The 23,566-nt window shown below is 74.5% G+C and carries 20 protein-coding genes and 1 pseudogene; 7 read left to right on the top strand and 14 right to left on the bottom strand.

What is annotated here, in order from left to right; genetic code table 11:
* Window positions 1-37: 37 nt before the first annotated feature.
* Both LOK46_RS07140 and LOK46_RS07135 read right to left on the bottom strand, forming a co-directional pair.
* The gene (locus LOK46_RS07140; RefSeq protein WP_273563133.1) at window positions 38-2,314 is read right to left on the bottom strand and encodes a xanthine dehydrogenase family protein molybdopterin-binding subunit; all 2,277 of its coding nucleotides are present in this window, start codon (window positions 2,312-2,314) and stop codon (window positions 38-40) included.
* A gap of 192 nt (window positions 2,315-2,506) precedes the next feature.
* Window positions 2,507-3,076, bottom strand: coding sequence for a PepSY domain-containing protein (locus LOK46_RS07135; protein WP_273563132.1), 570 nt, complete (start codon window positions 3,074-3,076; stop codon window positions 2,507-2,509).
* Between the two features lie 226 nt (window positions 3,077-3,302).
* Here LOK46_RS07135 and LOK46_RS07130 point away from each other — a divergent pair, with 226 nt between their 5' ends.
* A complete protein-coding gene (locus LOK46_RS07130; RefSeq protein ID WP_273563131.1) occupies window positions 3,303-3,551 on the top strand; it encodes a hypothetical protein in 249 nt (82 codons plus the stop codon).
* A gap of 4 nt (window positions 3,552-3,555) precedes the next feature.
* On the opposite strand, the gene LOK46_RS07125 is transcribed toward LOK46_RS07130, so the two are convergent.
* Complete coding sequence (locus LOK46_RS07125; RefSeq protein WP_273563130.1) at window positions 3,556-4,332, bottom strand: SDR family NAD(P)-dependent oxidoreductase; 777 nt, start codon at window positions 4,330-4,332, stop codon at window positions 3,556-3,558.
* Window positions 4,333-4,690: 358 nt separating this feature from the next.
* On the opposite strand from LOK46_RS07125, the gene LOK46_RS07120 reads away from it, so the two are divergent.
* A complete protein-coding gene (locus tag LOK46_RS07120; RefSeq protein WP_273563129.1) occupies window positions 4,691-5,437 on the top strand; it encodes an SGNH/GDSL hydrolase family protein in 747 nt (248 codons plus the stop codon).
* Window positions 5,434-5,751, top strand: coding sequence for a hypothetical protein (locus tag LOK46_RS07115; protein ID WP_273563128.1), 318 nt, complete (start codon window positions 5,434-5,436; stop codon window positions 5,749-5,751). Before LOK46_RS07120 ends, LOK46_RS07115 begins: the two co-directional genes overlap by 4 nt.
* An 11-nt stretch (window positions 5,752-5,762) precedes the next feature.
* Here LOK46_RS07115 and LOK46_RS07110 read toward each other — a convergent pair whose 3' ends face one another.
* A complete protein-coding gene (locus tag LOK46_RS07110; protein WP_273563127.1) occupies window positions 5,763-6,536 on the bottom strand; it encodes a GNAT family N-acetyltransferase in 774 nt (257 codons plus the stop codon).
* 1 nt (window position 6,537) lies between these two features.
* Window positions 6,538-9,498, bottom strand: coding sequence for an amino acid adenylation domain-containing protein (locus LOK46_RS07105; RefSeq protein WP_273563126.1), 2,961 nt, complete (start codon window positions 9,496-9,498; stop codon window positions 6,538-6,540).
* A 178-nt stretch (window positions 9,499-9,676) separates the two neighbouring features.
* Here LOK46_RS07105 and LOK46_RS07100 point away from each other — a divergent pair, with 178 nt between their 5' ends.
* Genes LOK46_RS07100 through LOK46_RS07090 form a run of 3 tightly spaced genes read left to right on the top strand, consistent with a single transcriptional unit; the run spans window position 9,677 to window position 13,506 of the window.
* Entirely contained in the window at window positions 9,677-10,744 is a 1,068-nt protein-coding gene (locus LOK46_RS07100) for a GNAT family N-acetyltransferase (protein ID WP_273563125.1), read from the top strand.
* Window positions 10,745-10,774: 30 nt separating this feature from the next.
* Window positions 10,775-12,106 carry a lysine N(6)-hydroxylase/L-ornithine N(5)-oxygenase family protein gene (locus LOK46_RS07095; protein ID WP_273563124.1) on the top strand — a complete coding sequence of 444 codons (1,332 nt, stop codon included), beginning with the start codon at window positions 10,775-10,777 and terminating at the stop codon, window positions 12,104-12,106.
* Window positions 12,103-13,506, top strand: coding sequence for an MATE family efflux transporter (locus tag LOK46_RS07090; protein WP_443192874.1), 1,404 nt, complete (start codon window positions 12,103-12,105; stop codon window positions 13,504-13,506). Before LOK46_RS07095 ends, LOK46_RS07090 begins: the two co-directional genes overlap by 4 nt.
* Window positions 13,507-13,539: 33 nt before the next feature.
* Here LOK46_RS07090 and LOK46_RS32910 read toward each other — a convergent pair.
* Window positions 13,540-14,025: pseudogene (locus LOK46_RS32910) on the bottom strand (sigma factor); the annotation flags it as partial.
* Window positions 14,026-14,381: 356 nt separating this feature from the next.
* Between LOK46_RS32910 and LOK46_RS07080 the strand changes: the two are divergent.
* A complete protein-coding gene (locus LOK46_RS07080) occupies window positions 14,382-14,777 on the top strand; it encodes a DUF3307 domain-containing protein (protein WP_273563122.1) in 396 nt (131 codons plus the stop codon).
* A 36-nt stretch (window positions 14,778-14,813) separates the two neighbouring features.
* Here LOK46_RS07080 and LOK46_RS07075 read toward each other — a convergent pair whose 3' ends face one another.
* The 8 genes from LOK46_RS07075 to msuE form a co-directional block, all read right to left on the bottom strand.
* A complete protein-coding gene (locus tag LOK46_RS07075) occupies window positions 14,814-17,069 on the bottom strand; it encodes a cyclic nucleotide-binding domain-containing protein (RefSeq protein ID WP_273564553.1) in 2,256 nt (751 codons plus the stop codon).
* Between the two features lie 281 nt (window positions 17,070-17,350).
* A complete protein-coding gene (locus tag LOK46_RS07070) occupies window positions 17,351-17,620 on the bottom strand; it encodes a hypothetical protein (protein ID WP_273563121.1) in 270 nt (89 codons plus the stop codon).
* A 144-nt stretch (window positions 17,621-17,764) separates the two neighbouring features.
* Window positions 17,765-18,940, bottom strand: coding sequence for an FMNH2-dependent alkanesulfonate monooxygenase (gene ssuD, locus LOK46_RS07065; RefSeq protein WP_273563120.1), 1,176 nt, complete (start codon window positions 18,938-18,940; stop codon window positions 17,765-17,767).
* Window positions 18,941-19,058: 118 nt separating this feature from the next.
* Window positions 19,059-19,946 (bottom strand): ATP-binding cassette domain-containing protein, encoded by an 888-nt coding sequence (locus LOK46_RS07060; RefSeq protein WP_273563119.1) that lies wholly within the window; start codon window positions 19,944-19,946, stop codon window positions 19,059-19,061.
* Window positions 19,946-20,728, bottom strand: a complete 783-nt coding sequence (gene ssuC / locus LOK46_RS07055; RefSeq protein ID WP_273563118.1) for an aliphatic sulfonate ABC transporter permease SsuC — start codon at window positions 20,726-20,728, stop codon at window positions 19,946-19,948. Before ssuC ends, LOK46_RS07060 begins: the two co-directional genes overlap by 1 nt.
* A complete protein-coding gene (locus tag LOK46_RS07050; protein ID WP_273563117.1) occupies window positions 20,728-21,777 on the bottom strand; it encodes a sulfonate ABC transporter substrate-binding protein in 1,050 nt (349 codons plus the stop codon). The genes ssuC and LOK46_RS07050 overlap by 1 nt, the downstream gene beginning before the upstream one ends.
* A gap of 18 nt (window positions 21,778-21,795) precedes the next feature.
* Entirely contained in the window at window positions 21,796-22,755 is a 960-nt protein-coding gene (locus tag LOK46_RS07045) for an aliphatic sulfonate ABC transporter substrate-binding protein (RefSeq protein WP_273563116.1), read from the bottom strand.
* Window positions 22,756-22,763: 8 nt separating this feature from the next.
* On the bottom strand, window positions 22,764-23,336 hold the full coding sequence (gene msuE, locus LOK46_RS07040; protein ID WP_273563115.1) for an FMN reductase: 573 nt from the start codon (window positions 23,334-23,336) through the stop codon (window positions 22,764-22,766).
* Window positions 23,337-23,566 lie beyond the last annotated feature (230 nt).

The raw sequence follows: 23,566 nt of genomic DNA, 5'->3' as shown, positions 1-23,566 counted from the left end.
CCTCTCCCCGCACGCGGGGAGAGGGAGAGCCGCCCCCTCACGCCACGTCCTCCAGCCGGATCGGCAGGCTGCGGATGCGGCGGCCGGTGGCGTGGTGGACGGCGTTGGCGATGGCCGCGTTCACCCCGATGATCCCGAGTTCGCCCAGTCCCTTCAGACCCAGCGCATCCACCCGATCGTCCGGATCGGGCACCAGCAGCGCCTCGACCTCCGGCGCGTCGGCCGCCGTCGGGACGAGGTACTCGGCCAGATCCGGGTTGCGGTAGGCGGCGCCGTCGACCACCGTCTCCTCGAGCAGCGCCGAGCCGAGGCCCCAGATCATCCCGCCCATGAGCTGGCTCTTCGCGGTCAGCGGGTTGAGAACGCGCCCCGCCGCGAAGGCGCCGGTGAGCCGGGCCACCCGGATCTCCCCGGTCTCGGCATGGATATGGACCTCCGCGAACTGCGCGCCGAAGCCCCAGGAGACCGCCTTCCCGCCCCCACCGAGGGCGAGCCCGATATGGCCCTGCCGCAGGCCCGCGAGCGCCTTCTCCCGGTCGCCGCCCGCCGGGACGAACTCCGCGACCGTCTCGACGCCTTCCGGGCCGACGGCCTCGCCGAGCGCGATCCCAGCCCCGTCCGGCGCCGCGAGCCGGCCGCCCGCGAGGCGAAGGCTGCCCGGATCGCGGCCGGCGAGGCGCCCGCCCTGCCCGGTCGCGGCCTGCGCCAGGGTCTCGCGGATCTGCCGGCAGCCGAGCGCCAGGGCATTCATCAGGCTGGTCGTGGTGCTCGATCCGCCCGAGATGCCCGCCACCGGCAACATCGTGTCGCCGAGCCGGACCGTCACCCGCTCCACCGGCACGCCGAGCCCGTCCGCGGCGCCCATCGCGAGCAGCGTGGTGATGCCGTTGCCGATCTCGTGATGCGCGCAGGCCACCTCCGCCGACCCGTCCGGGCCGAGCCGGACCCGCATCGTCGCGGCGGCGATCTTCACCGGCCGCACCGAGGTCGCGCAGCCCAGGCCCACCCGCCAGGGACCGTCGCGCATCGCACCCGGGCGCGGCACCCGGCGCGACCAGCCGAAGGCCTTCGCGCCGGCCTCGAAACAGGCCATCAACGGCCGGGTCGAGAACGGTTTTCCGCTGACCGGATCGACCGCCGTGTCGTTGCGCCGGCGCAGCGCGATCGGGTCCATGCCGAGGGCCGCCGCCATCTCGTCGACGGCGCTCTCCAGGGCGAACAGGAACGGCACCTCCGGGGGCGCCCGCATCGGCCCGGGGGTGTTGCGGTCGACCCGTACGGCCCGCTCCTCGGTGCGGATGTTCGGGCAGGCGTAGAGGCTCGCGGTCACCTCCGCGCCCTCCATCACGAAGGGATCGAAGCGCGAGGTCACGGTCTCGGCCTCGTGCACCAGGGCGGTGAACCGGCCCGACCGGTCGGCGCCGAGGCGGATGCGGTGGCGCGATTCCGGCCGGTAATTGGCGATGGTGAAGCACTGCCGCCGGCTCGGCACTAGGGAGACCGGCCGGCCGAGGCGCTTGGCCGCCAGGGCGACCAGCGCGGTGTGCTGCGACAGCGCGAATTTCGAGCCGAAATGGCCGCCGATCAGGCCCGCCAACACCCGCACCTGCGCGGGATCGAGCCCGAGCTGCGCCGCGAGCCCGTGCTGCACGGCGCCGACATAGCGGGTCGGCTCGTGCACGGTGAGCCGGTCGCCGTCCCAGGCGGCCCGGGTGGTGAACAGCTCGATCGGGTTGTGGTGCTGCACCGGCGTCGCGTAGTGCGCCTCGACCCGGACGGTGGCCTCCCGCAGACCCGCCTCGGCGTCACCTCGGGCGATGTCCTCGTGGTGCGGCTTGAGGTCGGCGAGGCGCACGGTCTCGGCGCCGGGCGCGTCGAAGCCGCCGGCGGCGGGCGCCTCCGCGTAGGCGACCCGGACCGCGCCGGCCGCCGCCTCGGCGGCCTCCAGGGTCTCGGCGACGACCAGCGCCACGATCTGGCCGGCATAGGCGACGGCGTCGGAATCCAGCGGCCGGTGCGAGCTGTTGGCGTAGCCGCCGGCCATCAGGTGCTTCACCGGGGCCACCGCGCCCGCGAGATCCCGGTGGGTGAAGATCCGCAGGAGCCCCGGCACCCGCTCGGCCGCCGCGAGGTCGAACCCGGTGATGCGGCCCCGGGCGACCGTGCTGGTCACCAGGGCCGCGTGGGCCGTGCCGGTCTCCGGCCCGGTGCGGTCGGAGCTGTAGAGGGCCCGGCCTGTGACCTTGTCGGGGCCCTCGACCCGGGTGTGGGCGTGGCCGAGATGGCCGTCGGTGTCCTGCGCGCCAGCGTCCATGCCGCCCTCCCCGTCCCCGGCCCTCGGGCCGCATCGCAAGGGGGAAGCGCCGTGAGGGTGTTACGGCTCCCCGGACGGTAGAGCGACAGGATGCAGCAACCGAACGGACCCGAACGTCCTCGCGCGCGGAGCGAGGACGGGGCGGGCTGCGGCAGCCTTCACTACCGCAGCCCCGGACCTCAGTTCAGGATCTCAGTTCAGGACCTTGCCGTCCGGCCCGACCTTGACCTCCTGCTCCTTGTCGGCGCCGGCGACCTTGATCTCGTACTGGACCGCGGAGCCGTCCTTCTCGACCTCGGCCTCGTAGGCCTTGCCGCCGCCGGCCTTCTGCTCGGCGATGGCGAGCGCGTCCTTCAGGGAGGTCTTGGCGTTCTGGAAGTCGGAGGCCTTCAGCCGGGTGAAGTAGCGCTCGATCGGCTGGTTCTCGGTCTTGTAGAGGGCGCCGGTATCGGCGTTGATGCCGTACTCGACGAGCTTGCCGCTCGGGTACACGACCTTGATCGCGTAGTGGGCCGGATCCTTGCTGTCGGCCTTCTCGAAATCGGCGTCGATGGCGCGGCCGCCCTTCTCGTCGCCCTGCGACTCGGCGGTGGCCAGCGCCTGGGCGAGGCCGACCTTGGCGACCTTGGCGACCTGCCACTCCTTCATGTTGCTGTCGGCCTTCGTGGCGGGCTCGGCCGGCGTCGCGGTGGGCGTCTGGGCCAGGGCGAGGCCGGTGGAGAGGGCCAGGAGGCCGGCTGCGGCGGTGAGACGGGTGATCATGGCGGGGTGTCCCTTCGCGGGTTCGTTCGCGGATGCGTGAAACGTCGGGTCCGGAAATCCGGTTGCCCGCGATCGGGAAAAAATTCGGCTCCTGGCCCCCGGGCCGAGCATCGGGCCACGCGGGGTCGACGGCCCGGCGAGACGGAGGGCCGGCGCCCCTGTATGACACGCGGACGTTCCGGCGCGCCCCTGGGCGACGGCGGACATTTCTCCGATGGAGCCGGTCATGACCGCGCACGAGCCCGAGCCGCTGGACGAGTTCACCCGCCTGCACGCCAAGCTGTCCGCCCTGGAGATCGTGCTCGGCGTCCTGATCGGGCGGCTCTCCGAGGAGAACCCGGAGATCCGCGAGGACGTGAAGCGCGACGTGGCGGCGATCCTGTCGGACATGCCGATCGACGGCCCGAGCGAGGAGATGATCGCCGCCGAGGTCCGCCGCGCCGCCGAGGTGTTGACCAGCGTGTCGATCGGCTGAGCCGTCAGCGCGGCGGCATCCGCAGCGCCCCGTCGAGCCGGACGGTCTCGCCGTTCAGCATCGGGTTCTCGCAGATGTGGCGGACGAGGTCGGCGTATTCCGACGGGCGGCCGAGGCGCGGCGGGAACGGCACGCTCTGGCCGAGCGTGTCCTGCACGTCCTGGGGCAGGCCCGCCATCATCGGCGTCTCGAAGATGCCCGGCGCGATGGTGACCACCCGGATGCCGTGCCGGGCGAGTTCCCGGGCGATCGGCAGGGTCATGGACACCACCCCGCCCTTCGAGGCCGCGTAGGCGGCCTGCCCGATCTGGCCGTCGAAGGCCGCGATCGAGGCGGTGTTCACGATCACGCCCCGGGCGCCCGCCCCGTCCGGCGCCTCCCGGGCGATGGCGTCGGCGGCCAGCCGGATCATGTTGAACGTGCCGACGAGGTTGACCGAGACCGCCCGCGCGAAGGTCTCGAGCCGGTGCGGCCCGTCGCGGCCGACCACCTTCTCCCCCGGCGCGATGCCGGCGCAGTTCACGAGCCCGTGGAGGTGCCCGAACGCGTTGAGCGCCGTCCGGACCGCCGCCGCGCCGTCCGCCTCGCGGGTGACGTCCGTCTCGACGAAGCGGGCCTGCGCCCCGAGCTCCGCCGCCACCCGGGTGCCGGCCTCCCGGGCGATGTCGGCCACGACCACCCGGGCTCCCGCCGCCGCGAGGCCCCGCGCCGCCGCCTCCCCGAGGCCCGAGCCCGCGCCCGTGACGATGAAGACCCGGTCCCTGATCATCTCGCTGGCCATCCTGGCTCCCCGACGCTTCCGGGCGGCCGACGGCGCCCCGCGATCCCCGAGGTAGCGCGGCGGCGCGGCCGCCGGAAGGCGTCCGGCCCAGCACCTGGGCTCGATCGCGCCCGTGTCGCGATTGACGTGTGATTTTTTCCCACATATAGAACGTGACGGCGGTCCGATGTATTGAGCCGTATCGTCAAGTGTTTCGCCAAGTGTTTTCCCATTGTTTCCGGCGCTTCATCGCGCGGCGGCAAGTCGTTCGGCCGCGCGCGGCCGGGTGGCGCCCGCATCCGGGCGGCGGGCCGGCCCGTCGTCCCCGGTCCCGACCGTCCGGGAGCAGCCGATCCCTCACGCCTGATCAAGGACTGCCATGGGCGCCCACTGGATCGAGACCGCGGCCCGGCACTGGCGGCACGGGCGGATCGTCGGGCATCGCTTCGCCGAGCGGCGTCCCGGCATCCGCGCGGCGCTCCGGGCGGCCGCGCCCGACAGCGTGCTGCTCGCCGGCAATTCCCACGCGGAGTTCGTCGGCGCGCCGGATCTCGGCGGCCGGCCCTGCATCAACATCGCGGTCGGCGGCAGCACCGCGGCCGATTGCGGTCGCCAGCTCGCGGCGCTGCGCGTCCCCGTCCGCTGCGCGGCCGCGGTGCTGATCATCGGCACCAACGACATCCAGCGCTGGCGGCATCCCGAGCGGGCCCGGGTGATCGACCGGTTCGAGGCCGATGTCGGGGGCATCCTGCGCCGCCTGGAGGCCTGGGCCGCGCAGGTCTTCGTCGCCGCGATCCCGCCGATCGGTGCCGGGGTGACCGGCCGGGATCCCGACGCCGTCGCGGCCTTCTCGGATCGCCTGGCCGCGCTCTGCGCCGCGGGGGGCCACGCCTTCATCGACCCGTTCGCGGCGTGGCGATCCGGCACCGGCGGCCTCGCCGGCGCGGGCCTCCACCGGGACGGCGTGCATCTGGCCGATTACGCGCCCCTGGCCGCGGCGCTCGCCCGCGCGGTGGCGGCCGATATGGGGGTGGTCGACGCGGTCCCGCCCGCGCGCAGGACCCGCAGGGCCGCTCCGGCCGCGCCCCTGCGGGTCCTGCGCGCGGCCTGGATCGGCCGCCCGTGAGGATCCGCGCGCGCCTCGCCGCGGTCCCGCGGCCGCCCGCGCGCGGCGCCGGGAAGCCTCTGCCCCTGCGGGTCTGGCCCGCCGACGAGGCGGTCTGGCTCGACGAGAACGGCGTCCGCCGCGCGCGGGCGGCGCGGCGCGCCCTCGCGGCGCTGGCCGCCCTCGGGTCCCGCGGCCGGTACGGGGCCCGGATCGAGGGCCGGGGCAAGGTCGTGACCGGTCCGGCCAGCGCGCTCGTCCTGCGCGACGCGGAGGCGGAGATCGGGTTCGTCCTCAGCGTCACGCCCTACGGGTACGGTGCGGAGCCGTTCTGAGCGGGTGCCGGTCAGGGCGGGGTCGTGCACAGCAGGGTCGGCGCGCAGGCCGTCCGGAAGCCCACCCTGGCGTAGAGCGCCTCGATCCTGCCCCCGGCCGGGCATTGCAGGAAGACCTGGCCGGCCCCCCGCGCCCGCGCCTCGCGCAGGGCCGCGACCGTCACGGCGGTGCCGAGGCCGCGGCGCTGCCGGTCGGCCCGCGTGCTGACATTGTACAGCCCCGCGGTCTCGCCGCGCAGGTAGAGGCTGGCGCAGGCCGCCGGCCCGGCGGCGTCGCGCAGGACGAGGTGCAGCGCCGCGAGGCCGGGCCGGCCCCGGGCCGCTCGCAGCGCCGGGATGTAGTAGCGGCGCAGATGGGTCCGCACGGCCGGCGCGTCGGACAGGTGGGCGAAGACCCGCTCGAAATCCGGCCCCGGCGCGGGCGTCGCCTGCACGGTGACGGCGCTGCCGGGCGGAGCCGGCGCCGGAAGACCCCGCGCCACCATCCAGCTCGCCGGGTAGAGGATCGCGGGCTCGAACAGGGCGCGCAGCAGCGCGATCTCCCCGTCGTCCCGGGCCAGGAAGGCCGGCGCCCGGGCGCGCCCGAGGGCCGCCGCGCCCGCCCAGGCGAACTGGTCGGGACGGCGCACCCCGAAGGCGAAGTTCAGGGTCGGATCCGGGATGCTGCGCGACCAGACGTAGCCGGCACCGCCGGGGCCGTGCTCGAGGCCGTCGATCAGGGAGCCGGTGAGCGCCGCCACATGGGCGTCGCGCAGGGTGTCGAAGGTCGGTTCGAGCTCCTGCATGTCAGGCGGCCGTCCAGGCGGGGGCTCGCGCGGGGGACCGCGCGGGGGCCTCGGCGAGCGGCGCCGTCAGCGCGGCGATCCGGTCGTGGAGGTGCGGCGACAGGACGATGTCGAGGTGATCCGTCTCGGGGACGGTCTCCACCCCGAGGAGCCGGTCGGTGAGGGGCGCCCAGTCGATCACCGGCAGGCCGCGGGCCCGCGACTCCGCCGCCACGAAGCTGCGGACCGGCACCGTGCCGGGCTCCAGGCGGAGGGCCCGGAACTGGATCGCGTGGTCGACGAGCGTCCAGAGCATCCGCTCCCGGCTGCCGACCTCGGGACCGTCGGCCGGCAGGGGCTGCGGCTCGGCGGCCAGGAAGCGCAGGAACTGCACCGCGGCCTCCGGGTCCATGCGGGCGCGCAGGGCCTCCCAGTGCGCGCGCATCGGCGCGCGCGCGAGCCAGGCCTCGACGAGGGCCTCGTGTGCCGCCCGCTCCGCGGGCTCGATCGGCCGGCCGGCGCCCGGGGCGAAGTTGGCCTCCAGGCCGCAGGCGTCGAGCATGCCGACCCAGTCCAGGGGGAAGCGCGGGCCGAGCCGCCGGGCGGTCTCGTAGGCGAGCACGCCGCCCCAGGACCAGCCGAGGAAGACGCAGGACCCCGCGCGGCCGCGCATCAGGTCGCGCACCCGCTCGGCATAGGCCTCCGCGAGCTCGGCCACGGTCGGCAGGGGCCGGACCGCCTCGACCAGGGAGGCGCACAGGAAGCCGTGCGCCTCCTGGTCGGGGCCGAGATGGGCCACCAGGGGCTCGTACTCCCGGGTGCTGACGAGCAGCCCCGGGAACAGCACCAGCAGCGGCCGCCCGCTCCCCGGCCGGCCGGCGGACAGCCGGACCACGGGCGCGAGGCCCTCCTCGTCGGCCTCCGATCCGGCGTCGATCCGGGCCGCCAGCTCCGCGACGGTCGGGTCGCGCAGGAGATCCGCCACGCCGATCCCGCCCCGCGGGGCGATGAGGCGCAGGCGCGCCACCAGCCGCAGGGCCGACAGGGAATCGCCGCCGAGCGCGAAGAAGCGCCGGTCCGCCACCCGGACCGGGAAGCCCAGGCACTCGGACCAGATCCCGGCGAGGCGCCGCTCCGTGGCGGTCCCGGGCGGGCGCCCGCGCCGGTCGTCGGCGGCGGGATCCGGCAGGGCGTTGCGGTCGACCTTGCCGCTGGCGGTGACCGGCAGCCGGTCGAGGATCGTCAGGCTCGCCGGCACCATCGGCTCCGGCAGGGTGCGGGCGAGGCCGGCACGGAGGCGTCCGGGCTCCGGTCGGCGTCCGCGTGCCGGCACGACGTAGCCCGCGAGATAGGCGCCGGCCGGACCCTGCCGGCGCAGGATCGCGGCCTCCGCGACCCCCGGCAGGGCGCGCAGGGCCGCCTCGACCTCGCCGATCTCGATCCGGTAGCCGCGGATCTTGACCTGATCGTCCGCCCGCCCCGCGAAGGCCAGGGTTCCGTCCGGTCGCCGCCGGACCCGGTCGCCGGTGCGGTACATCCGGCCGCCGCCCGCGGCGAACGGGTCCGGCAGGAAGCGCTCGGCGGTGAGCGCCGGGCGCTCCCAGTAGCCCCGGGCGAGGCCGCCGCCGATGTAGAGCTCGCCGGTCGCGCCGTCCGCGACCGGCCCGAGGTCGGGCCCCAGCACGTACGCCGCCCGCGCCCCGACCGGGCCGCCGATCGGCGCGTAGGGCTCGGCGAAGGTCGCGTCCGGCGGCACTGCCCAGACGAGGGGCGAGATCACGCACTCGGTCGGGCCGTAGCCGTTGATCAGCAGCCGGGGCTTCAGGGCGCGGCCGAGCCGCGCGAAGGTCTCCCGGGGCATCCCCTCGCCGCCGAAGGAGTAGACCTGGACCGGGGGGGCCTCGCCCAGGCGCTCGGCCCATTCGGCGAGCTGTCCGATGAAGCTCGTGGGGAAGCCCGCATGGGTCACCCGGTGGCGGCGGATCTGCGCCAGGGTCTCGGCGGCGGTCCAGAGCTCGGGTCCGCGCAGCACGATGCAGCCGCCGGCGACGAGCGGCGTCATCCAGCGCTCGTGGGCGCCGTCGAACGCGAAGGACAGGACGTGGAGTTCGCGCGATTCCGCGTCCATCGCGTAGGCCTCGGCCGTGGTGCGGCAGTGCATCGCCAGCGGCCCGTGCTCCACCAGCACGCCCTTCGGCGTCCCGGTCGAGCCCGACGTGTAGATCAGGTAGGCGGCGTCCCCCGGCTCCGGCAGGGCGGGAACGGGGCCGTCCGAGGCAGCCTCCAGCGCGGCGGGATCGAGCCGGGCGATGCCCGCGGGCAGCTCCAGGCGCGCGGCGATCGCGGGGGTGGTGAGGCACTGCGCGATGCCGGCATCCGCCAGCATCCCGTGGACGCGGGCGGCCGGGTAGGCGGGGTCGACGGGCAGGAAGGCCGCGCCGGCCCGCAGCACCCCGAGCAGCGCCACGATGATCTCCGGCGCGCGCTCCAGCGCCACCGCGACCCGGTGGCCGCGCCCGATCCCGCGCGCCGCGAGCGCGACCGCGAGGGCGCCGGCCCGGGCGTCGAGCTCGCCCCGGGTCAGGGTCCGGGTCCCGAACAGCACCGCCGGGCGCTCGGGCTCGGCGGCGGCGAGGCGGGCGAGCCGGGCCGGGACGCTCTCGCGGTCGGCGTCGGGGGCGAGCGCGGACGCGGCTTCGGGCACCCGCGCCGGATCCGCGATCCAGTCCCGCGCCGCCGCGATCCCGCAGGGGCCGTGCGCCCGTGTCCAGCCGGCGGGCAGCGCCCGGTCGGCCGGCCAGAAGGCGCCGTGCCCGGCCCGGTCGAAGGCCACCACGACCGGACCGAGGGTCCATTCCGCGGCCGCTTCCCCGGCCGTGCCCGAACCTGTGCTCGCAGCCGTGTCCGCAGCCGTGTCCGCAGCCGTGTCCGCAGCCGTGTCCGCGGCCGTGCTCGCCCCCGCCTCCTGGCCGTGCCTGTCCATCCGCTCGCTCCTGCGCCGCTCCGGGCTTCGACGGAGTGACGGTTGAGACGGTGCGCCGTTCACGGCGGCGCGCCCGAGCCGGCGGAAGACGTCCGCACGAAACCCCTGAACGCCGGGCGGCCCCATCCGTCAGGGATGTGCCGGCGATACGGAGGTGCCGGCGACACGCGGAGGACGGATGACGGACGCTTCGAGCCCACGGATGCGCGACGCGGGGGCGCACCCCGCACGGACCCACGATGGCGGGGCACAGGAAGCCGCGCAGGTGTCCGCGCAGGTGATCGCGCGGGTGCCCCTCACCCTGGAGGGGGCCCGGGAGGCCCCGGTCATCCGCCTCGCCGAGCCGGTCGCGCCGGCCGCGGCCGTGGCGGCGATCCTGGCGCGCGCCGAGGCTCTGACGGCCCAGGACACGCGGGTCCTGCGCATCGCCGTCGCGGCCGATCCGGTGACGTCCGGACGGCTGCTCGACCTCGGCGCGGCCCGGCCCGTCGGCGACGGGGTCGAGATCCTGCCGGGTCTCCTCTGGCAATGCGCCGCCCGCTGGCTCCCGAACACCCGGCCGCCCTTCCCCGAGCTGTTCACCGCCACGGCCGGTCGCCGCCACCCGCTGCGGCCCGGGACGCCCTCCGGCACGGTCTACGCGCGGGCGATCCCCTGGCTCGACCGGCGCCTGAGCTTCCGCACGATGACGGAGCCCGGCGACGTCGCCCTGTTCTCGGCCTGGATGAACGACCCCCGGGTCGCCGCGATCTGGCAGGAGACGGGCACCCTGGAGGCGCACGCCGCCTACATCGCCGAGCTCCAGGCCGATCCCGCCACCCTGCCGCTGTTCGGCTGCCTCGACGGCAGGCCCTTCGGCTATTTCGAGCTGTACTGGGCGCGGGAGAGCCGCCTCGGGCCGCTCTACGAATCCGGCCCCTACGACCGCGGCTGGCACGTGGCCATCGGCGACGCGTCCGTGCGCGGGCGACCCGCTCTCTCGGCCTGGCTGCCGTCGCTGATGCACTACCTGTTCCTCGACGAGCCGCGCACGCAGCGCATCGTGGGCGAGCCGCGGGCCGATCACGCTCAGCAGATCCGGAACCTCCACGCCTCCGGCTTCGCGACGATCGCCACCGTCGACTTCCCCCACAAGCGCGCGGCCCTGGTCGCCCTGTCGCGCGAGCACTTCGTCCGTGACCGGCTCTGGGTACCGGGCGCGGCCGCCGCCGACGCGGCGCCGCGGCCTCCCGCCGTGCCGGCCTAGACCGCCCTTCGAGCGAACGAGATGCGAGCGATGACGGATCACCCCGCGACCGACGACATCATCGGGATCGGCTTCGGCCCGGCCAACCTGTCGCTGGCCATCGCCCTCCGGGACGCGATGGGCGACGGGCCGCCGCGGCCGTCCCTGCGGTTCATCGAGCGGCAGGACCGGTTCGGCTGGCACCGGGCGATGATGCTGCCCGGCGCCGACATGCAGATCAGCTTCGTGAAGGACCTCGTGTCCCTGCGCGACCCGACGAGCCCGTTCAGCTTTCTCAACTACCTGCACGTGAAGGGGCGGCTCAGCACCTTCCTCAACCTCAAGACGTTCAATCCGTCGCGGGTCGAGTACAACGACTATCTCGCCTGGGCGGCGGACCAGTTCTCGGACGTGGTCGCGTACGGCGAGATCGTGGAAGCCGTGCGGCCGGAGACCCGCGACGGTCGGCTCGCCGCCTTCGTGGTGGAGGCCCGGGACGAGGCCGGATCGCGCCGCCTGCGCCGCTGCCGTCACCTCGTCGTCGCGGCCGGCGGCGACCCGGCGATCCCCGCCCCGCTCGCGGCCCACGCGCGGGACCGGCGGCTGATCCACTCCTCCTGGTACTTGCCGGGGATCGCGCAGGCCCTCGGGGCGCCGCGCCTGGACGGGCCGGAGCCCCACATCCTGGTGGTGGGCGGCGGCCAGAGCGCCGTGGAGATCGTCACCGATCTCGGCGCGCGCTACCCGCGGGCGCTCGTCGATCTCGCGATCCGCGGGCCCGCCCTGAAGCCCGCCGACGACAGCCCGTTCGTGAACGAGATCTTCGACCCCGCCTCCGTCGACCGGATCCACGGCGCCGCGGCGCCGGTGCGGGCGGAGCTGATCGCCGCCCACCGCGCCACCAACTACGCGGTGGTCGACGCCGACCTGATCCAGGACTTCTACGCCACGCTCTACGAGCAGACGGTGAGCGGGGTGACCCGCTACCGGCTGCGGCGCAGCACCCGGGTGGAGGCGCTGGAGCCGGAAGCGGGCGGCCTGCGCGCGACCCTGCGCGACGACGTCGACGGCACCGCGGAGCGGCAGAGCTACGCGGCCGTGATCTGCGCCACCGGTTACCAGCGCGCCGCCCTTCCGGCGATCCTCGAGCCCGTGCGGCCGTTCCTCGCCGGCGACGCCGCGGACCGGCATTACCGCCTGCCGCTGGAGCGCGCCGAGTCCCGGGTGAGCCTGCATCTCCAGGGGTTCAGCGAGCCGACCCACGGGCTGACCGAGACGCTGCTGTCGATCCTGCCCGTGCGGGCCGGCGCCATCGCGCAGACGATCCTCGCCGAGGAGCGGGCTGCCCGCGCGGCGATCCGCTCGGCCGCCGCGATCCCGTGAGGCGGCCGGTCGATCTCGACCAGGATCGGGTCGTCGCCCTGGTCCTGCGGCTGTCCGGGCCGGCGATCCTCGGCATCTCGGCGCACGCGCTGCAGATGCTGGTCAACGCGTGGTTCGTGGCCGATCTCGGCGCCGCCGCGATCGCTACCATCGCCCTGGCGTACCCGGTGACGCTGCTGGTCGCGGCGCTCGGGTACGGGGCCGGGATCGCGGCGGCCTCGCAGGTCTCCCGCGCCCTCGGGTCGGGGGACCGCGACCGGGCCGCGGCCGCCGCCGGCCTGGGCTTCTGGCTGAGCCTGCCGGCGGGGCTCGCCGTGACGGCCGCGATCGTGGCCGACACGCCGTTCTGGCTGCGCCTCCTCGGCGCCGACGCCGCCCTCGCCGCGGAGGCCGCGCCCTACACGGCGCTGGCCACAATCGGCACGGCCCTGATGCTGGTGATGATCGTCGGCGGCTTCGTCGTGCGCGGCCAGGGCCACGCGCGCCTCAGCGGCGCCGTCATGGTCGGCAGCTTCGGCCTCAACATCCTGCTCGACGCGGTGCTGATCCGGGTCTGCGGCCTCGGCACCGTCGGCGCCGGCTGGGCGGCGATCGGCGCGCAGCTCGCGGGCGCGGCCGCCTACGGCCTGCATTTCGCCCGGGCGCGGGGGCCGGACCGGGTGTCGTTCCGGTGGCCCGGCGGCCGGATCGGGCGCGGCACCCTCGCCGAGGCCCTGACGCTCGCGCTGCCCGCCACCGGCTCCAGCCTGCTCGCGGCCTTCGCGATGGCGCTGTTCGTGGAGGCGGCCGCGCCCTACGGCGACGCCGCGGTCGCCGCGCAGGGCATCGCCCTGCGCCTGACCCTGGTGGCGGCGCTGCCGCTCCTCGGGACGATGGCGGGTGCCCAGGCGGTGCTCGGCCACGCCGCCGGCGCCGGCCGGCGGGACCGGCTGCACCGCGCCCTCGCCTTCGTGCTCGCCGCCGCCCTCGCCTACGGGCTCGTCGTCGGCGGCCTGATGATCGCCTGCGCCGAGCCCCTCGCGGGCCTGTTCGCGCAGGATCCCGGGACCGCCCGCGCGGGCGCGCGCGCCACCGCGCTCTTCGCCGTCGCCTTCATGCCGGTGGGCCTACAGCTCACGGCCGCGACCCTGTTCCAGGCGATCGGCGCGCCGCGCCGGGCCGCCGCCGTGTCGCTGGCGGCGCAGGGGCTGGCGCTGATCCCGCCGCTCCTGATCCTGCCGCCGCTCCTCGGCTACCCGGGGGTGCTCGCCAGCCGGGTCGCGGCCGAGTTCCTGGCCGACGGGCTCGGCCTGGGGCTGCTGCTGGCCTGGGGCCTCGCCGCGCGCCGGGCAGGCGGCGCAGCGCCGGTCGAGGGCCGCGAGGCAGTGCAGGTGGCCGCGGCGCACGAGACCGCACACTAGGGCGCGTGAGACCCCGAGCCGGGCCGCGATCTCGATCTGCGGCACGCCCTCGACCCGGTGGAGCTGGAAGGCCGTGCGCACCGGCTCCGGCAGCTCGGCCACCGCGGCCTCCACCTGCCGCAGGGATTCCCGCGACGCCGCGGCCGCCTCGGGCGTCCCCGTGCCGGGATCGGCCGGGTCCGGGGCGGCGTCGAGGCCGGTGAACAGGCGCCGCTCGAAGCCCTGCCGCCGCGCGCGGTCGAGGGCGAGGTTGCGCACCATCCGCCCGACATAGGCGGCCTGGATCGCGGTCACGGCCGGGGGCGGATCGGCGATCAGCCGGAGCAGCACGTCCTGGACCACGTCCTCCGCCTGGGCCGGGCAGCCGAGGATGCGGCGCGCGCGCGCGAGATAGGCGGCGCGGTGGCGCTCGAACGCCGCGAGGTTCCAGGATCCGCCGGGCGGCCGGCCAGGCCGGCCCGGTGGGGCCGCGGCGATCCCCCGGCCGGAGGGGCCGGCGTCGCAGTTCCAGGTCGCCACTGTCCCGCTCACAATGTCCCACCTGCAGGGCTCGTGCAGGCGGGACGCCTATCATGTGGACGATTCGTGTAACAACGTCTATCTTCGTGGATTAGAATTATTAAAACTTAAAAATCTGCCCGATACTCGCGGTTATAGATGAGAAATCTGTCCAATCGCCCCGACAGGAGACGAAAAGTCATTCTGGATGCTGAATTCTGCGGCGGGACGCCCGGAATCGGACCCGCCGTCGCGCCGGATCTCGGCCCGCGCCAGGGTCCGCCGGCGCGTGTATGCTGGCGCTTCCTCGATTCGGGGCGCGGTGCGCGCGGCCGAACCCGTCCCCGCAGGATCGCGGCAGGAGAGCCAGGGCCGCGATGCCGTCCGTCGATACGCTCGTCCCGGTGGGTGCCTTCGCGCTGCTGGTCCTGGCGTTCGCCGTGAAGCACCTCGCGGCGGATTTCTTCTTTCAGACCGACTGGATGGCGCAGGGCAAGCAGCGGTCTTCCGCCTGGCTCGGCCCCCTCTGCGCCCATACCGGCCTGCACGGCCTCGGCACGCTGGCGATCGCGCTGGCGGTGAAGCCGGCCCTCTGGTGGCTGGCGCTCGTCGATTTCGCGATCCACACGGGGATCGACCGCGGCAAGGTGCTGGTCAGTCAGCGGACCCGCCTGCCGACCACGGATGCCCGGTTCTGGTGGCTGATCGGCATCGACCAGTTCCTGCACCAGGTCACCCATCTCGGGCTCGCCGTGGTGCTGGCGGCGGCCTGACTGGCGATCGGGAGAGCGGGTGCGCCGCCGGGCGCCTCACTGCATCTCCGCCTCGAGCAGCCGGTTCGTGTCGGCGACCTTGCCGGCCAGTTCCAGGATCAGGAAGCGCTGGAAGGCGAGCGCGAGGTCCGGGCGCTCCCGCTCCATCCGGGCGAGGGCGGCGCGGTCGATGACGACCACCCGGCAGGGGCTCTCGGCGACGGCGGTGGCGGTGCGCCGCCCGCCCTGGACCAGCGCGATCTCGCCGATCACCGTGCCGGCCGTGGTGGTGCGCAGGCGCAGGTTGCCGCGGCCGGGGACCTCCATCTCGATGGAGACGAGGCCCTGCTCCAGGAAGTAGAGGGCGTCGGCCGCCTCCCCCTGGCGCATCAGCGCCGCGCCCGCCGCGAGCTCGCGGACCGCCAGATAGGGCGCGAAGTCGTCCGCCCCGAACGTGCTGCCGAGCCGGTCGGCCATGTGCCGGGCGAAGACGGCGACCTCCCCCGGGCCGGCGCCGCCGGCCTCCGCCAGGAGCGTCGCCTCGGCGGCGCGCAGGGCCTCGTCCAGCGTGTCGAGGATCCGGACACGCGGGTCGGCGGTGAGCCCGTTGCGGGTGATCAGCAGGCGCGCCACTGGATCCACGTGGACCAGCAGCACGTCGAGGCGCCGCTGCTCGGCGAGCTGGCCGACCTTGCGGAACGCGATCAGCGCCGAGCTGTCGAGCCCCACGGTCTCGCGGAAATCCAGGATCAGGACACGCAGGTCCCCGGCCTCCGCGGCGGCCCGGCGGTAGATCGCCTGCGCGTTGAGGAAGAACAGGTAGCCCTGCAGGGTGTAGATCCGGGTCCGGCCGCCGGCCGCCTCGAGCCGCGCGGCGGCGTCGGGGCCGCGGATGACGCTGCTGCGCCGCTCCGCCCCGGATTGCGCCCGGCGGATCGCGCCGATCTGCCCGTACTGGACCCCGAAGATCAGGATCGCCAGCAGGACGCCGACGAGGAAGCCCGTGGTGGCGCCGAAATACGCGGTGGCGGCGCACACGACCAGCGCGATGGCGATCTCCCAGCCCGGCAGAGTGCGGCTGGCGACGCCGAGGTTGAACAGGAGCCCGATGCCGATGGCGATCAGGGCGCCGCCGGCCAGCGGGCGGGGCAGCAGCGCCAGGGGACTCGCGCCGACAATGAGCAGAGCCGCCATGACCGCGAGGGTCAGCCACCAGCCGAGCCAGTGGCCGCCGCCGATATTGTGCAGCAGCAGCGTCGAGGTCCGGCCGAAGCCCATCGCGGAGCTGCCGAACACGCTGCCGAGCAAGTTGGTGGCGCCCGAGGCGACGAACATCCGGTCGATGTCGAGGTCGCGCCGGATCTCCAGCTCGACGCTCACCACGTAGAGGATCTGGATGATCACCGCCACGACGACCAGGGTGGCGATCTTGGGCCAGATCGGCAGGAGCAGGTGCGGGTCGAAGGCCATCAGGCTGCCGATGGCGGGCGGCCGCAGCAGCGTGCCCGTCGGCAGCGGCTCGATCAGCCATCCCGATGCCTGCCCGGCGGCGACGCTGGTGCCCGTCCAGGCCAGCCCGAGATGGACCACCGCGAGGCTCGACAGGATCACCGCGGGGTAGGTCCCCCAGTGCCGGACGATCCGCGGCATGTAGAAGGCGCAGAACCCGATGACGAGGGTCAGGCCGATGCGGGCGAGCGCCCCGGCATCGATCCGGCCCGGATCGAGGTTCGCCGGGTCGACGGCGCGGAGTAGCGCCGCGACCGGATCGTCGACATGGCCGCCGATCTGCACGCCGCTGCGCAGGAACAGCAGCCCGACGCCGCCGAGGAAGCCGGCGAGCACCGGGTAGGGCAGGAGCTGCACCAGCAGGGAGGCCCGCAGCGTGCCGAGCAGCGCGAAGATCACGCCGGTGGCGAAGGTCGAGACGCCGCAGGCCACCAGGACGAGCTGGCCGACCGTCTCCGGATCGGTGATGCCGGCAGCCTCGAGCTGCCCGGCGACCGCCGCGGCGATCGCCGCCTGCACGATCGCGGCCGCGCCGATGAAGGACAGCGAGATCCGCGCGGTCCGGCGGAGCGCGATGAAGACGAGGCTGCCCAGCACGTAGGCCGCGAGCAGCGCCGACAGGCCGGCCGCGCGGCTCTCCGCCAGCGGACCCGAGAAGATGAGCTGGGAGTAGCTGATGAGGTCGAGCAGCAGCACCATCACGGTGACGGCCGCGGCCGCCACGATGCGGGCCCCGCGCAGCATCGCCGCGCGGCCGCCGGCCGGGGATGCGGTCCCGGCGGACGTCAGGTCGGTTGTCGTCATCGGCACGGTACCCGCGTCTCGAGATTCCGATGGGCGCGGAGCTCGCAGATCCCGGGGCAGATCCCGCGCGATCACGCGCACGGATCGTCGCCGAATCGCAGGACCTGACCTTGGCCACGCCAGTTCTCAACCGATGGCAGGTGCCGGCTTAAATTATCGTGCAGGCCGCTTCCGCGCGGCAGCATTGTGGGATCGCCGCGGTGGATCGCGCGGCGGATCGGCCGATCCGCCGCGCCGTCGGGGGCTTCCGGGTCGCGGCCGCCGCGACGGGCGTTCGGCCCTCAGCGCACCTCGCTGACGCGCTTGGTCGCCCGCTGCTCCTTCTTGTAGGCGGTGATCGCCGCCGAGCAGTTCGGGGAGAGCTTCTTGAGATTGGCCTTGAAGCAGGCCTCGACCTCCGGGCCGCCCGGCGCGTAGGCGCTGCAGAAATCCATGTAGTCGCCGGTGCAGTACTGCTTGAGGGCTTCCCGGGCCGGGGACTGCTCCGCGAAGGCCGCGGCGGGGCCGAGGCACAGACCGATGGCCAGGAGGGCCGTCTTGGTCGAAGTCATCGAAATCCTTCGCTCGTCCAGGCCGCGCGAGCGGGTCGCGCGGCGATGGGCGGTGCGGATGGGCGTCAAGGATGGCATGACCATGACGCCCGGGCTGTCCGAATGCAGATCAGCCATGCCCCGTGCCGGCGGGGCCGCCGCCGGTCAGTGCGCGCTGACGCGGTGGGTCGGCACGAGGTCGTTGGCGATGATCTCGCCGAACGGGCCGTCGTTGCGGGCATTGCTGGCCGGCCGGCCGGTTGTCGCGCGCAGCGGCAGCTTCGGGAAGACCAGCTCGGCGAACCGGTAGGCCTCCTCCAGGTGCGGGTAGCCCGAGAGGATGAAGCGGTCGATCCCGAGATCGATATACTCCTTAATCCGGTCGGCGACCTGATCGGCCGAGCCGACCAGCGCCGTCCCGGCGCCCCCGCGGACGAGGCCGACGCCGGCCCAGAGGTTCGGCGCCACCACGAGCTTGTCGCGGCTGCCGCCGTGGAGCGCCATCATGCGGCTCTGGCCGACGGAATCCTGCCGCTTCAGGGTCTCCTGCGCCTTGGCGATGGTGGCGTCGTCGAGCTTCGAGATCAGCTGCTCGGCGGCCTCCCAGGCCGCGGCCTCGGTCTCGCGGGCGATGACGTGCAGGCGGATGCCGTACGAGAAGGTCTTGCCCTTCGCCTCGGCGGCCTGCCGGGCGGCGGCGATCTTCTCGGCGACCTGCGCCGGGGGCTCGCCCCAGGTGAGGTAGACGTCGCAATGCTCGGCCGCGACCGACATGCCGGCCGCCGACGAGCCGCCGAAATAGAGCGGCGGGTAGGGCTTCTGCACCGGCGGGAAGATCACCCGGCCGTTCTCGGTGCGCAGGTGCTCGCCCTGGAAGGTCACGGTCTCGCCCGCGAGCAGGCCGCGCCAGATCGTCAGGAACTCGTCGGTGACGGCGTAGCGCTGGTCGTGGGACAGGAACACGCCGTCGCCGGCGAGTTCCACCGGGTCGCCGCCGGTGACGACGTTGATCAGGAGGCGCCCGTCCGAGATCCGGTCGAGGGTCGCGGTCATGCGGGCCGCCGCGGAGGGCTCCATCAGGCCCGGCCGGACCGCCACGAGGAAGCGCAGCTGCCTGGTCAGCGGCGCCAGCGCCGAGGCGACGATCCAGGAATCCTCGCAGGAGCGCCCGGTGGGCAGCAGCACGCCGTAATAGCCGAGCTCGTCCGCCCCCTGCGCGATCTGCCGGAGATAGCTGAGCGAGACGTCCCGGGCCCCCTCGCGCGCACCGAGATAGCGGCCGTCGCCGTGGGTCGGCAGGAACCAGAGGACGTCGGCGCGCCCGTCAGTCGGTGCGGTCATCGGAATCTCCTTCGCGGCCCGGCGGCCGGATGCGGCAAAAGCCGGATCCGACTGCGCGCATCCGGCGATCTCTGAGAGCTAGGGCGGTCCGCCGCTTCCGGGAAACGGCGGTCCGCATTCAGGCGTTCGGCTGCGATCCGAGCAGGTGATCGAGGATGCGGCCTTCGAGGCGGGCGAGGTCCGGGTCCCCGCGCCGGCGCGGGCGCGGCACGTCGACCCGCAGATCGAGGGCGATCCGCCCTTCGTCGACCACGAGGATGCGGTCGGCCAGCGCCACCGCCTCGGTGACGTCGTGCGTGACGAGGAGCGCGGTGAACCCCTGCGCCCGCCAGATCCGCTCGATCAGGTCCTGCATGCCGATCCGGGTCAGGGCGTCGAGGGCGCCCAGCGGCTCGTCGAGGGCGAGCAGGCCCGGCCGGCTCACCAGCGCCCGGGCCAGGGCCACGCGCTGGCGCTGGCCGCCCGACAGGGTGGCGGGCCACTGCCCGGCCTTGTCGGCGAGGCCGACCTCGGCGAGCGCCGCGAGCGCCCGCTCCCGGCGCTCGGCCCGGGAGCCGTGCCCCGACAGGCCGACCGCGACGTTGTCGACGACCCGCGCCCAGGGCAGCAGCCGCGGCTCCTGGAACATGATCCGCTTCGGCGGCTCCGACCGGCGCGGGGAACTCGCCGGCCCCTCCAGGTCGATCCGGCCGCCGGTGGGCGTGTCGAGCCCGAGGATGAGGCGCAGCAGGGTGCTCTTGCCGCAGCCGGAGCGGCCGACCACCGCGGTGAACCCGCCGGCCGGCAGGAACAGGTTCAGGCCCTCGATGACGGCGTTGCCGTCGAAGCTCTTGTGCAGGTCGCGGACGGTGACGGCGATCCCGCGGGCCGGCGGCTCGGCGGGCGAGTCCGCGGGTAGATCCGCGGGTGAATCCGAAGGCCTGCGCCCCGGCGCGGCGCCGGGTGCCGGCCGCGGATCCGTGCCCGGGAAGGGAAGCGCCTCGCGGCGGACGGCGTCGAGCAGCATCAGGCGCTCCTGTAGGCGGGGTTCCAGGCGAGGCAGGCGCGCTCGAGCTGGCGGGTCAGGGCGTCGGCGAGTTTGCCGAGGGCGGCGTAGATCAGGATCGCCAGCACGACGACGTCGACCAGCATGAACTCGCGGGCCTGCATGGCCATGTAGCCGAGCCCCGACGAGGCCGAGATCGTCTCGGCGACGATCAGCGTCAGCCACATGATGCCCAGCGCGTAGCGCAGGCCCACGAAGATCGACGGCAGGGCGCCGGGCAGCACCACGCGGGTGAACAGCTCGGTGCGGGACATGCCGTAGACCCGGCCCATCTCCACGAGGCCCGGATCCACCGAGCGGATGCCGTGCAGGGTGTTGGCGTAGATCGGGAAGAACACGCCGAGCGCCACGAGGAACAGCTTGGCCTCCTCGCCGATGCCGAACCACAGGATCACCAGCGGGATCAGCGACAGGTGTGGCACGTTGCGCACCATCTGCACCGAGGTGTCGGTCAGCCGCTCGGACAGGCGGGACAGGCCGTTGGCGAGGCCGAGCCCGAAGCCGATGCCGCCGCCGATCACGAAGCCTGCCAGCGCCCGCAGGGTGCTGACGCCGAGATTGGTCCAGAGTTCCCCGGTCCGCCCGGCCTCCCAGCCGGCCCGGACCACGTCGAGGGGCGCCGGCATGAAGCGGTTGGAGACGAGGCCGGCCGAGACCGCGGCCTGCCAGCCGAGCAGGATGGCGGCCGGCAGCAGCCAGGGCACCGCGGAGTCGCGCAGGCGATCGAGCTTGGAGGGGCGCATCAGCGGTTCTCCGTCCGCTTCTCGGACTTGACGGCGTCCGCGGGCCCGGGCGGCGTCCAGACCGCGTCGGCGACCCGGATGGGCTTCGGCAGGAGCCCGAGGCCGTGGAAGGCGTCGGCGACCTTCTGCTGGTCGGCGATCGCGGCCGCATCCAGGGGCGCGACGCCGTAGGACAGGCGGCCGAGCGCCACGGCGAGGACCGGTGCGGGGATGCCCACCGAGGGCGCCAGTTCCGCCGCCACGGCGTCGGCATGGCCCTCGGCCCAGGCGTCGATCTCCCCGATCGCCTTCAGCACGGCCGAGACGATCGCGGGGCTGGTGTCGGTGAAGCCGCGCCGGGACAGGTAGAACTGGCGGTTCGGGGCGAGGGCGTGCCCGTCGACCCCGCGCCCGTCGACCAGGACCCGGGCGCCCGTGGCGCGCTCGGCGGCGGCCTGGAACGGGTCCCAGATCACCCAGGCATCGACCGATCCGCGCACGAAGGCGGCGTTGGCGTCGGCCGGTGCCAGGAAGGCGAGCTTCACCGCGTCGTAGGGGACGCCGGCCTGCTCCAGGGCGCGCACCAGCAGGTAATGGACGTTCGAGCCCTTGTTGAGCGCGATGGTCTTGCCGCGCAGTTCGGCGACGCTGCGGATCGGGCTGTCCTTGGGCACGAGGATCGCCTCGCCCCGCGGCGCCGGCGGCTCGGTGGCGACGTAGCGCAGCTCCGGGCTCGCGGCCTGGGCGAAGATCGGGGGCGCCTCGCCGGCCGAGCCGAAATCGATCGCCCCGGCGTTCAGCGCCTCCAGCAGCGGCGGCCCGGACGGGAATTCGGACCACGCCACCGCGGTGCCGAGGGGCTGGAGGGCCTTCTCCAGGGTGCCGCGACCCTTCAGCAGCACGAGCGACCCGTATTTCTGGTAGCCGATCCGGATGCTGCCGGCCGCGCGGGCCGGCCGCAGCAGCGCGGCCGCCGCGAGGCCGAGCCCGGCGGACAGGAGGAGGCGACGGTTCGGGGCGGGGCCGCTGGCGGGCGACAGGGACAGCGCGCGGTGCGATCGGTCGGTCATGGCTCTCTGCGGTCGGTCTCAGCCGTTGCGGGCGGGGGGCGTCCAGACCGCGTCGGCGATGCGGATCGGCTTGGGGATCAGTTTCAGGGCGTGGAAGCGGTCGGCGACCCGCTGCTGCTCGGCGACGACGCGGTCGGTCATCGGGCCGAACACGTACTCGGCCCGGTCCACCGCCCGCCGCGTGGCCGCCAGCGGCACGCCGGTGCCCTGCGACAGGAGCGCGGCGACCGCGCCCCGGTTCTGCGCGCACCAGGTCGCCACCGCGCCCAGGGCGTCGATCACCGCGGTCAGCACCGGGGTGCGGGTCTCCGCGAAGGGGCGGCTCGCCAGCAGGAAGGTGTTCTGCGGGGCGATGTCGGTGGCGAGCGTCAGCACGCGCACACCCTCGCCCTGCTCGGCGATGGCGAGATACGGGTCCCAGATCGTCCAGGCGTCGACGCCGCCGCGGGCGAAGGCCGCCGCGGCGTCGGCGGGGGCCAGGATCACGGGCTCGATATCGGCGTAGCCCAGGCCGGCCTTCTCCAGCGCCGCGATGGTCAGGTTGTGCGCGCTCGTCCCCTTGGCGAAGGCGACCCGCTTGCCCCTGAGGTCGGCGAGGTCGCGCAGCGCCGAGCCCTTCGGCAGCAGGATCCCGGCACCGGAGCTCCCGCCCTCCTGGGCGGCCGCGTAGACCAGGTCGGACCGCGCGGCCTGGGCGAAGATCGGCGGCGCGTCGCCGGTCACGCCGACATCGATCCCGCCCACCGACAGGGCTTCCAGCAGCGGCGGCCCGAAGGAGAACTCGACCCAGCGCACCGCGTGTCCGAGAGGCTCCAGGCGCTTCTCGACGAGGCCCTGCTGCTTGGCGACGACCAGGATGCCGTTCTTCTGGTAGCCGATCCGCAGCACGCCGGGCTCGGCCGCCCGGACGCCCGGGGCGAGGGCCGGCTCGAGGGGCAGGGCCGCGAGGGCGGCCAGCAGGGCGCGACGGTCGAGCATCGGCCGCCTCACTCGGCGGCGGCGAGGGCGGGCGGGGCCGCGGCCGCCCGGTGCACGAGGAGCGCGGCAAGCTGCCCGCCGGCCTCGCGGGCGCGGGCGCGCACGCCGGTCTCGGTCAGCACGCCGTCGCTGAAATCGGGATCGGAGGCGTAGACCGCGGTCGGGATCTGGAGCGCCCCGAAGAAGCCGAAGAGCGGCCGGAAGGCGTGCTCGACCACGAGGGCGTGGCGCGCGCCGCCGCCCGTGGCCACGATCGCCACGGGCTTTCCGGCGAGCGCGCCCGGATCGACCAGGTCGAACAGGTGCTTGAACAGGCCGGTATAGGCGCCCTTGTAGACCGGCGAGCCGACCACGAGCCCGTCCGCCTCCTCGATGGCCGCGAGCACGCTGCGCGCGGCCGGCGTGAGCTGGTCGCGGGTCCAGGCGGCGCCGAGACCGGGCCCGGCATCGACGAAGTCGAGGATCTGCGCGTCGAGGGGAGCCTGGGCGCTGGCCTCGCGGAGCACGGCATCCACCAGCGTGCGGGTCTTGGAGGGCCGCTGCACGTTGGCGCTCAGCCCGACGAGTCTCGGTCGTGTCATTCCGGATGCCTTGCTGTGAGACAGGATGACGGACCGCCCCGACTCCGAAGAGCGGAGGTTGCGCGGCCGGACATCCGAACAGGCCGCTAGAATTGATGGCCGCAACTTCCGCCGTCAATGAAACGGCGTTCCCAATTCCCCGGTGAAGGAAAAACATTCTCCTCGAAAACGGGCCTGGAATACGGAGTTTCATCTCGTCAGCCGCGCGGAGCGGCGGAGAGATCTTGCGT

The sequence above is a fragment of the Methylobacterium sp. NMS14P genome (genome assembly GCF_028583545.1).
GTDB lineage: Bacteria > Pseudomonadota > Alphaproteobacteria > Rhizobiales > Beijerinckiaceae > Methylobacterium.
This window is presented reverse-complemented; position numbering and strand designations above follow the sequence as displayed.

What these genes read in the sequence shown, in the direction of transcription:
- ssuC (WP_273563118.1), bottom strand. Translation starts at nt 20,728, where the DNA reads ATGCGCCCCTCCAAGCTCGATCGCCTGCGCGACTCCGCGGTGCCCTGG.
- ssuD (WP_273563120.1), bottom strand. Translation starts at nt 18,940, where the DNA reads ATGACCGCACCGACTGACGGGCGCGCCGACGTCCTCTGGTTCCTGCCG.
- LOK46_RS07070 (WP_273563121.1), bottom strand. Translation starts at nt 17,620, where the DNA reads ATGACTTCGACCAAGACGGCCCTCCTGGCCATCGGTCTGTGCCTCGGC.
- LOK46_RS07120 (WP_273563129.1), top strand. Translation starts at nt 4,691, where the DNA reads ATGGGCGCCCACTGGATCGAGACCGCGGCCCGGCACTGGCGGCACGGG.
- LOK46_RS07045 (WP_273563116.1), bottom strand. Translation starts at nt 22,755, where the DNA reads ATGCTCGACCGTCGCGCCCTGCTGGCCGCCCTCGCGGCCCTGCCCCTC.
- LOK46_RS07130 (WP_273563131.1), top strand. Translation starts at nt 3,303, where the DNA reads ATGACCGCGCACGAGCCCGAGCCGCTGGACGAGTTCACCCGCCTGCAC.
- LOK46_RS07125 (WP_273563130.1), bottom strand. Translation starts at nt 4,332, where the DNA reads ATGGCCAGCGAGATGATCAGGGACCGGGTCTTCATCGTCACGGGCGCG.
- LOK46_RS07095 (WP_273563124.1), top strand. Translation starts at nt 10,775, where the DNA reads ATGACGGATCACCCCGCGACCGACGACATCATCGGGATCGGCTTCGGC.
- LOK46_RS07075 (WP_273564553.1), bottom strand. Translation starts at nt 17,069, where the DNA reads ATGACGACAACCGACCTGACGTCCGCCGGGACCGCATCCCCGGCCGGC.
- msuE (WP_273563115.1), bottom strand. Translation starts at nt 23,336, where the DNA reads ATGACACGACCGAGACTCGTCGGGCTGAGCGCCAACGTGCAGCGGCCC.
- LOK46_RS07105 (WP_273563126.1), bottom strand. Translation starts at nt 9,498, where the DNA reads ATGGACAGGCACGGCCAGGAGGCGGGGGCGAGCACGGCCGCGGACACG.
- LOK46_RS07080 (WP_273563122.1), top strand. Translation starts at nt 14,382, where the DNA reads ATGCCGTCCGTCGATACGCTCGTCCCGGTGGGTGCCTTCGCGCTGCTG.
- LOK46_RS07110 (WP_273563127.1), bottom strand. Translation starts at nt 6,536, where the DNA reads ATGCAGGAGCTCGAACCGACCTTCGACACCCTGCGCGACGCCCATGTG.
- LOK46_RS07135 (WP_273563132.1), bottom strand. Translation starts at nt 3,076, where the DNA reads ATGATCACCCGTCTCACCGCCGCAGCCGGCCTCCTGGCCCTCTCCACC.
- LOK46_RS07140 (WP_273563133.1), bottom strand. Translation starts at nt 2,314, where the DNA reads ATGGACGCTGGCGCGCAGGACACCGACGGCCATCTCGGCCACGCCCAC.
- LOK46_RS07100 (WP_273563125.1), top strand. Translation starts at nt 9,677, where the DNA reads ATGACGGACGCTTCGAGCCCACGGATGCGCGACGCGGGGGCGCACCCC.
- LOK46_RS07050 (WP_273563117.1), bottom strand. Translation starts at nt 21,777, where the DNA reads ATGACCGACCGATCGCACCGCGCGCTGTCCCTGTCGCCCGCCAGCGGC.
- LOK46_RS07060 (WP_273563119.1), bottom strand. Translation starts at nt 19,946, where the DNA reads ATGCTGCTCGACGCCGTCCGCCGCGAGGCGCTTCCCTTCCCGGGCACG.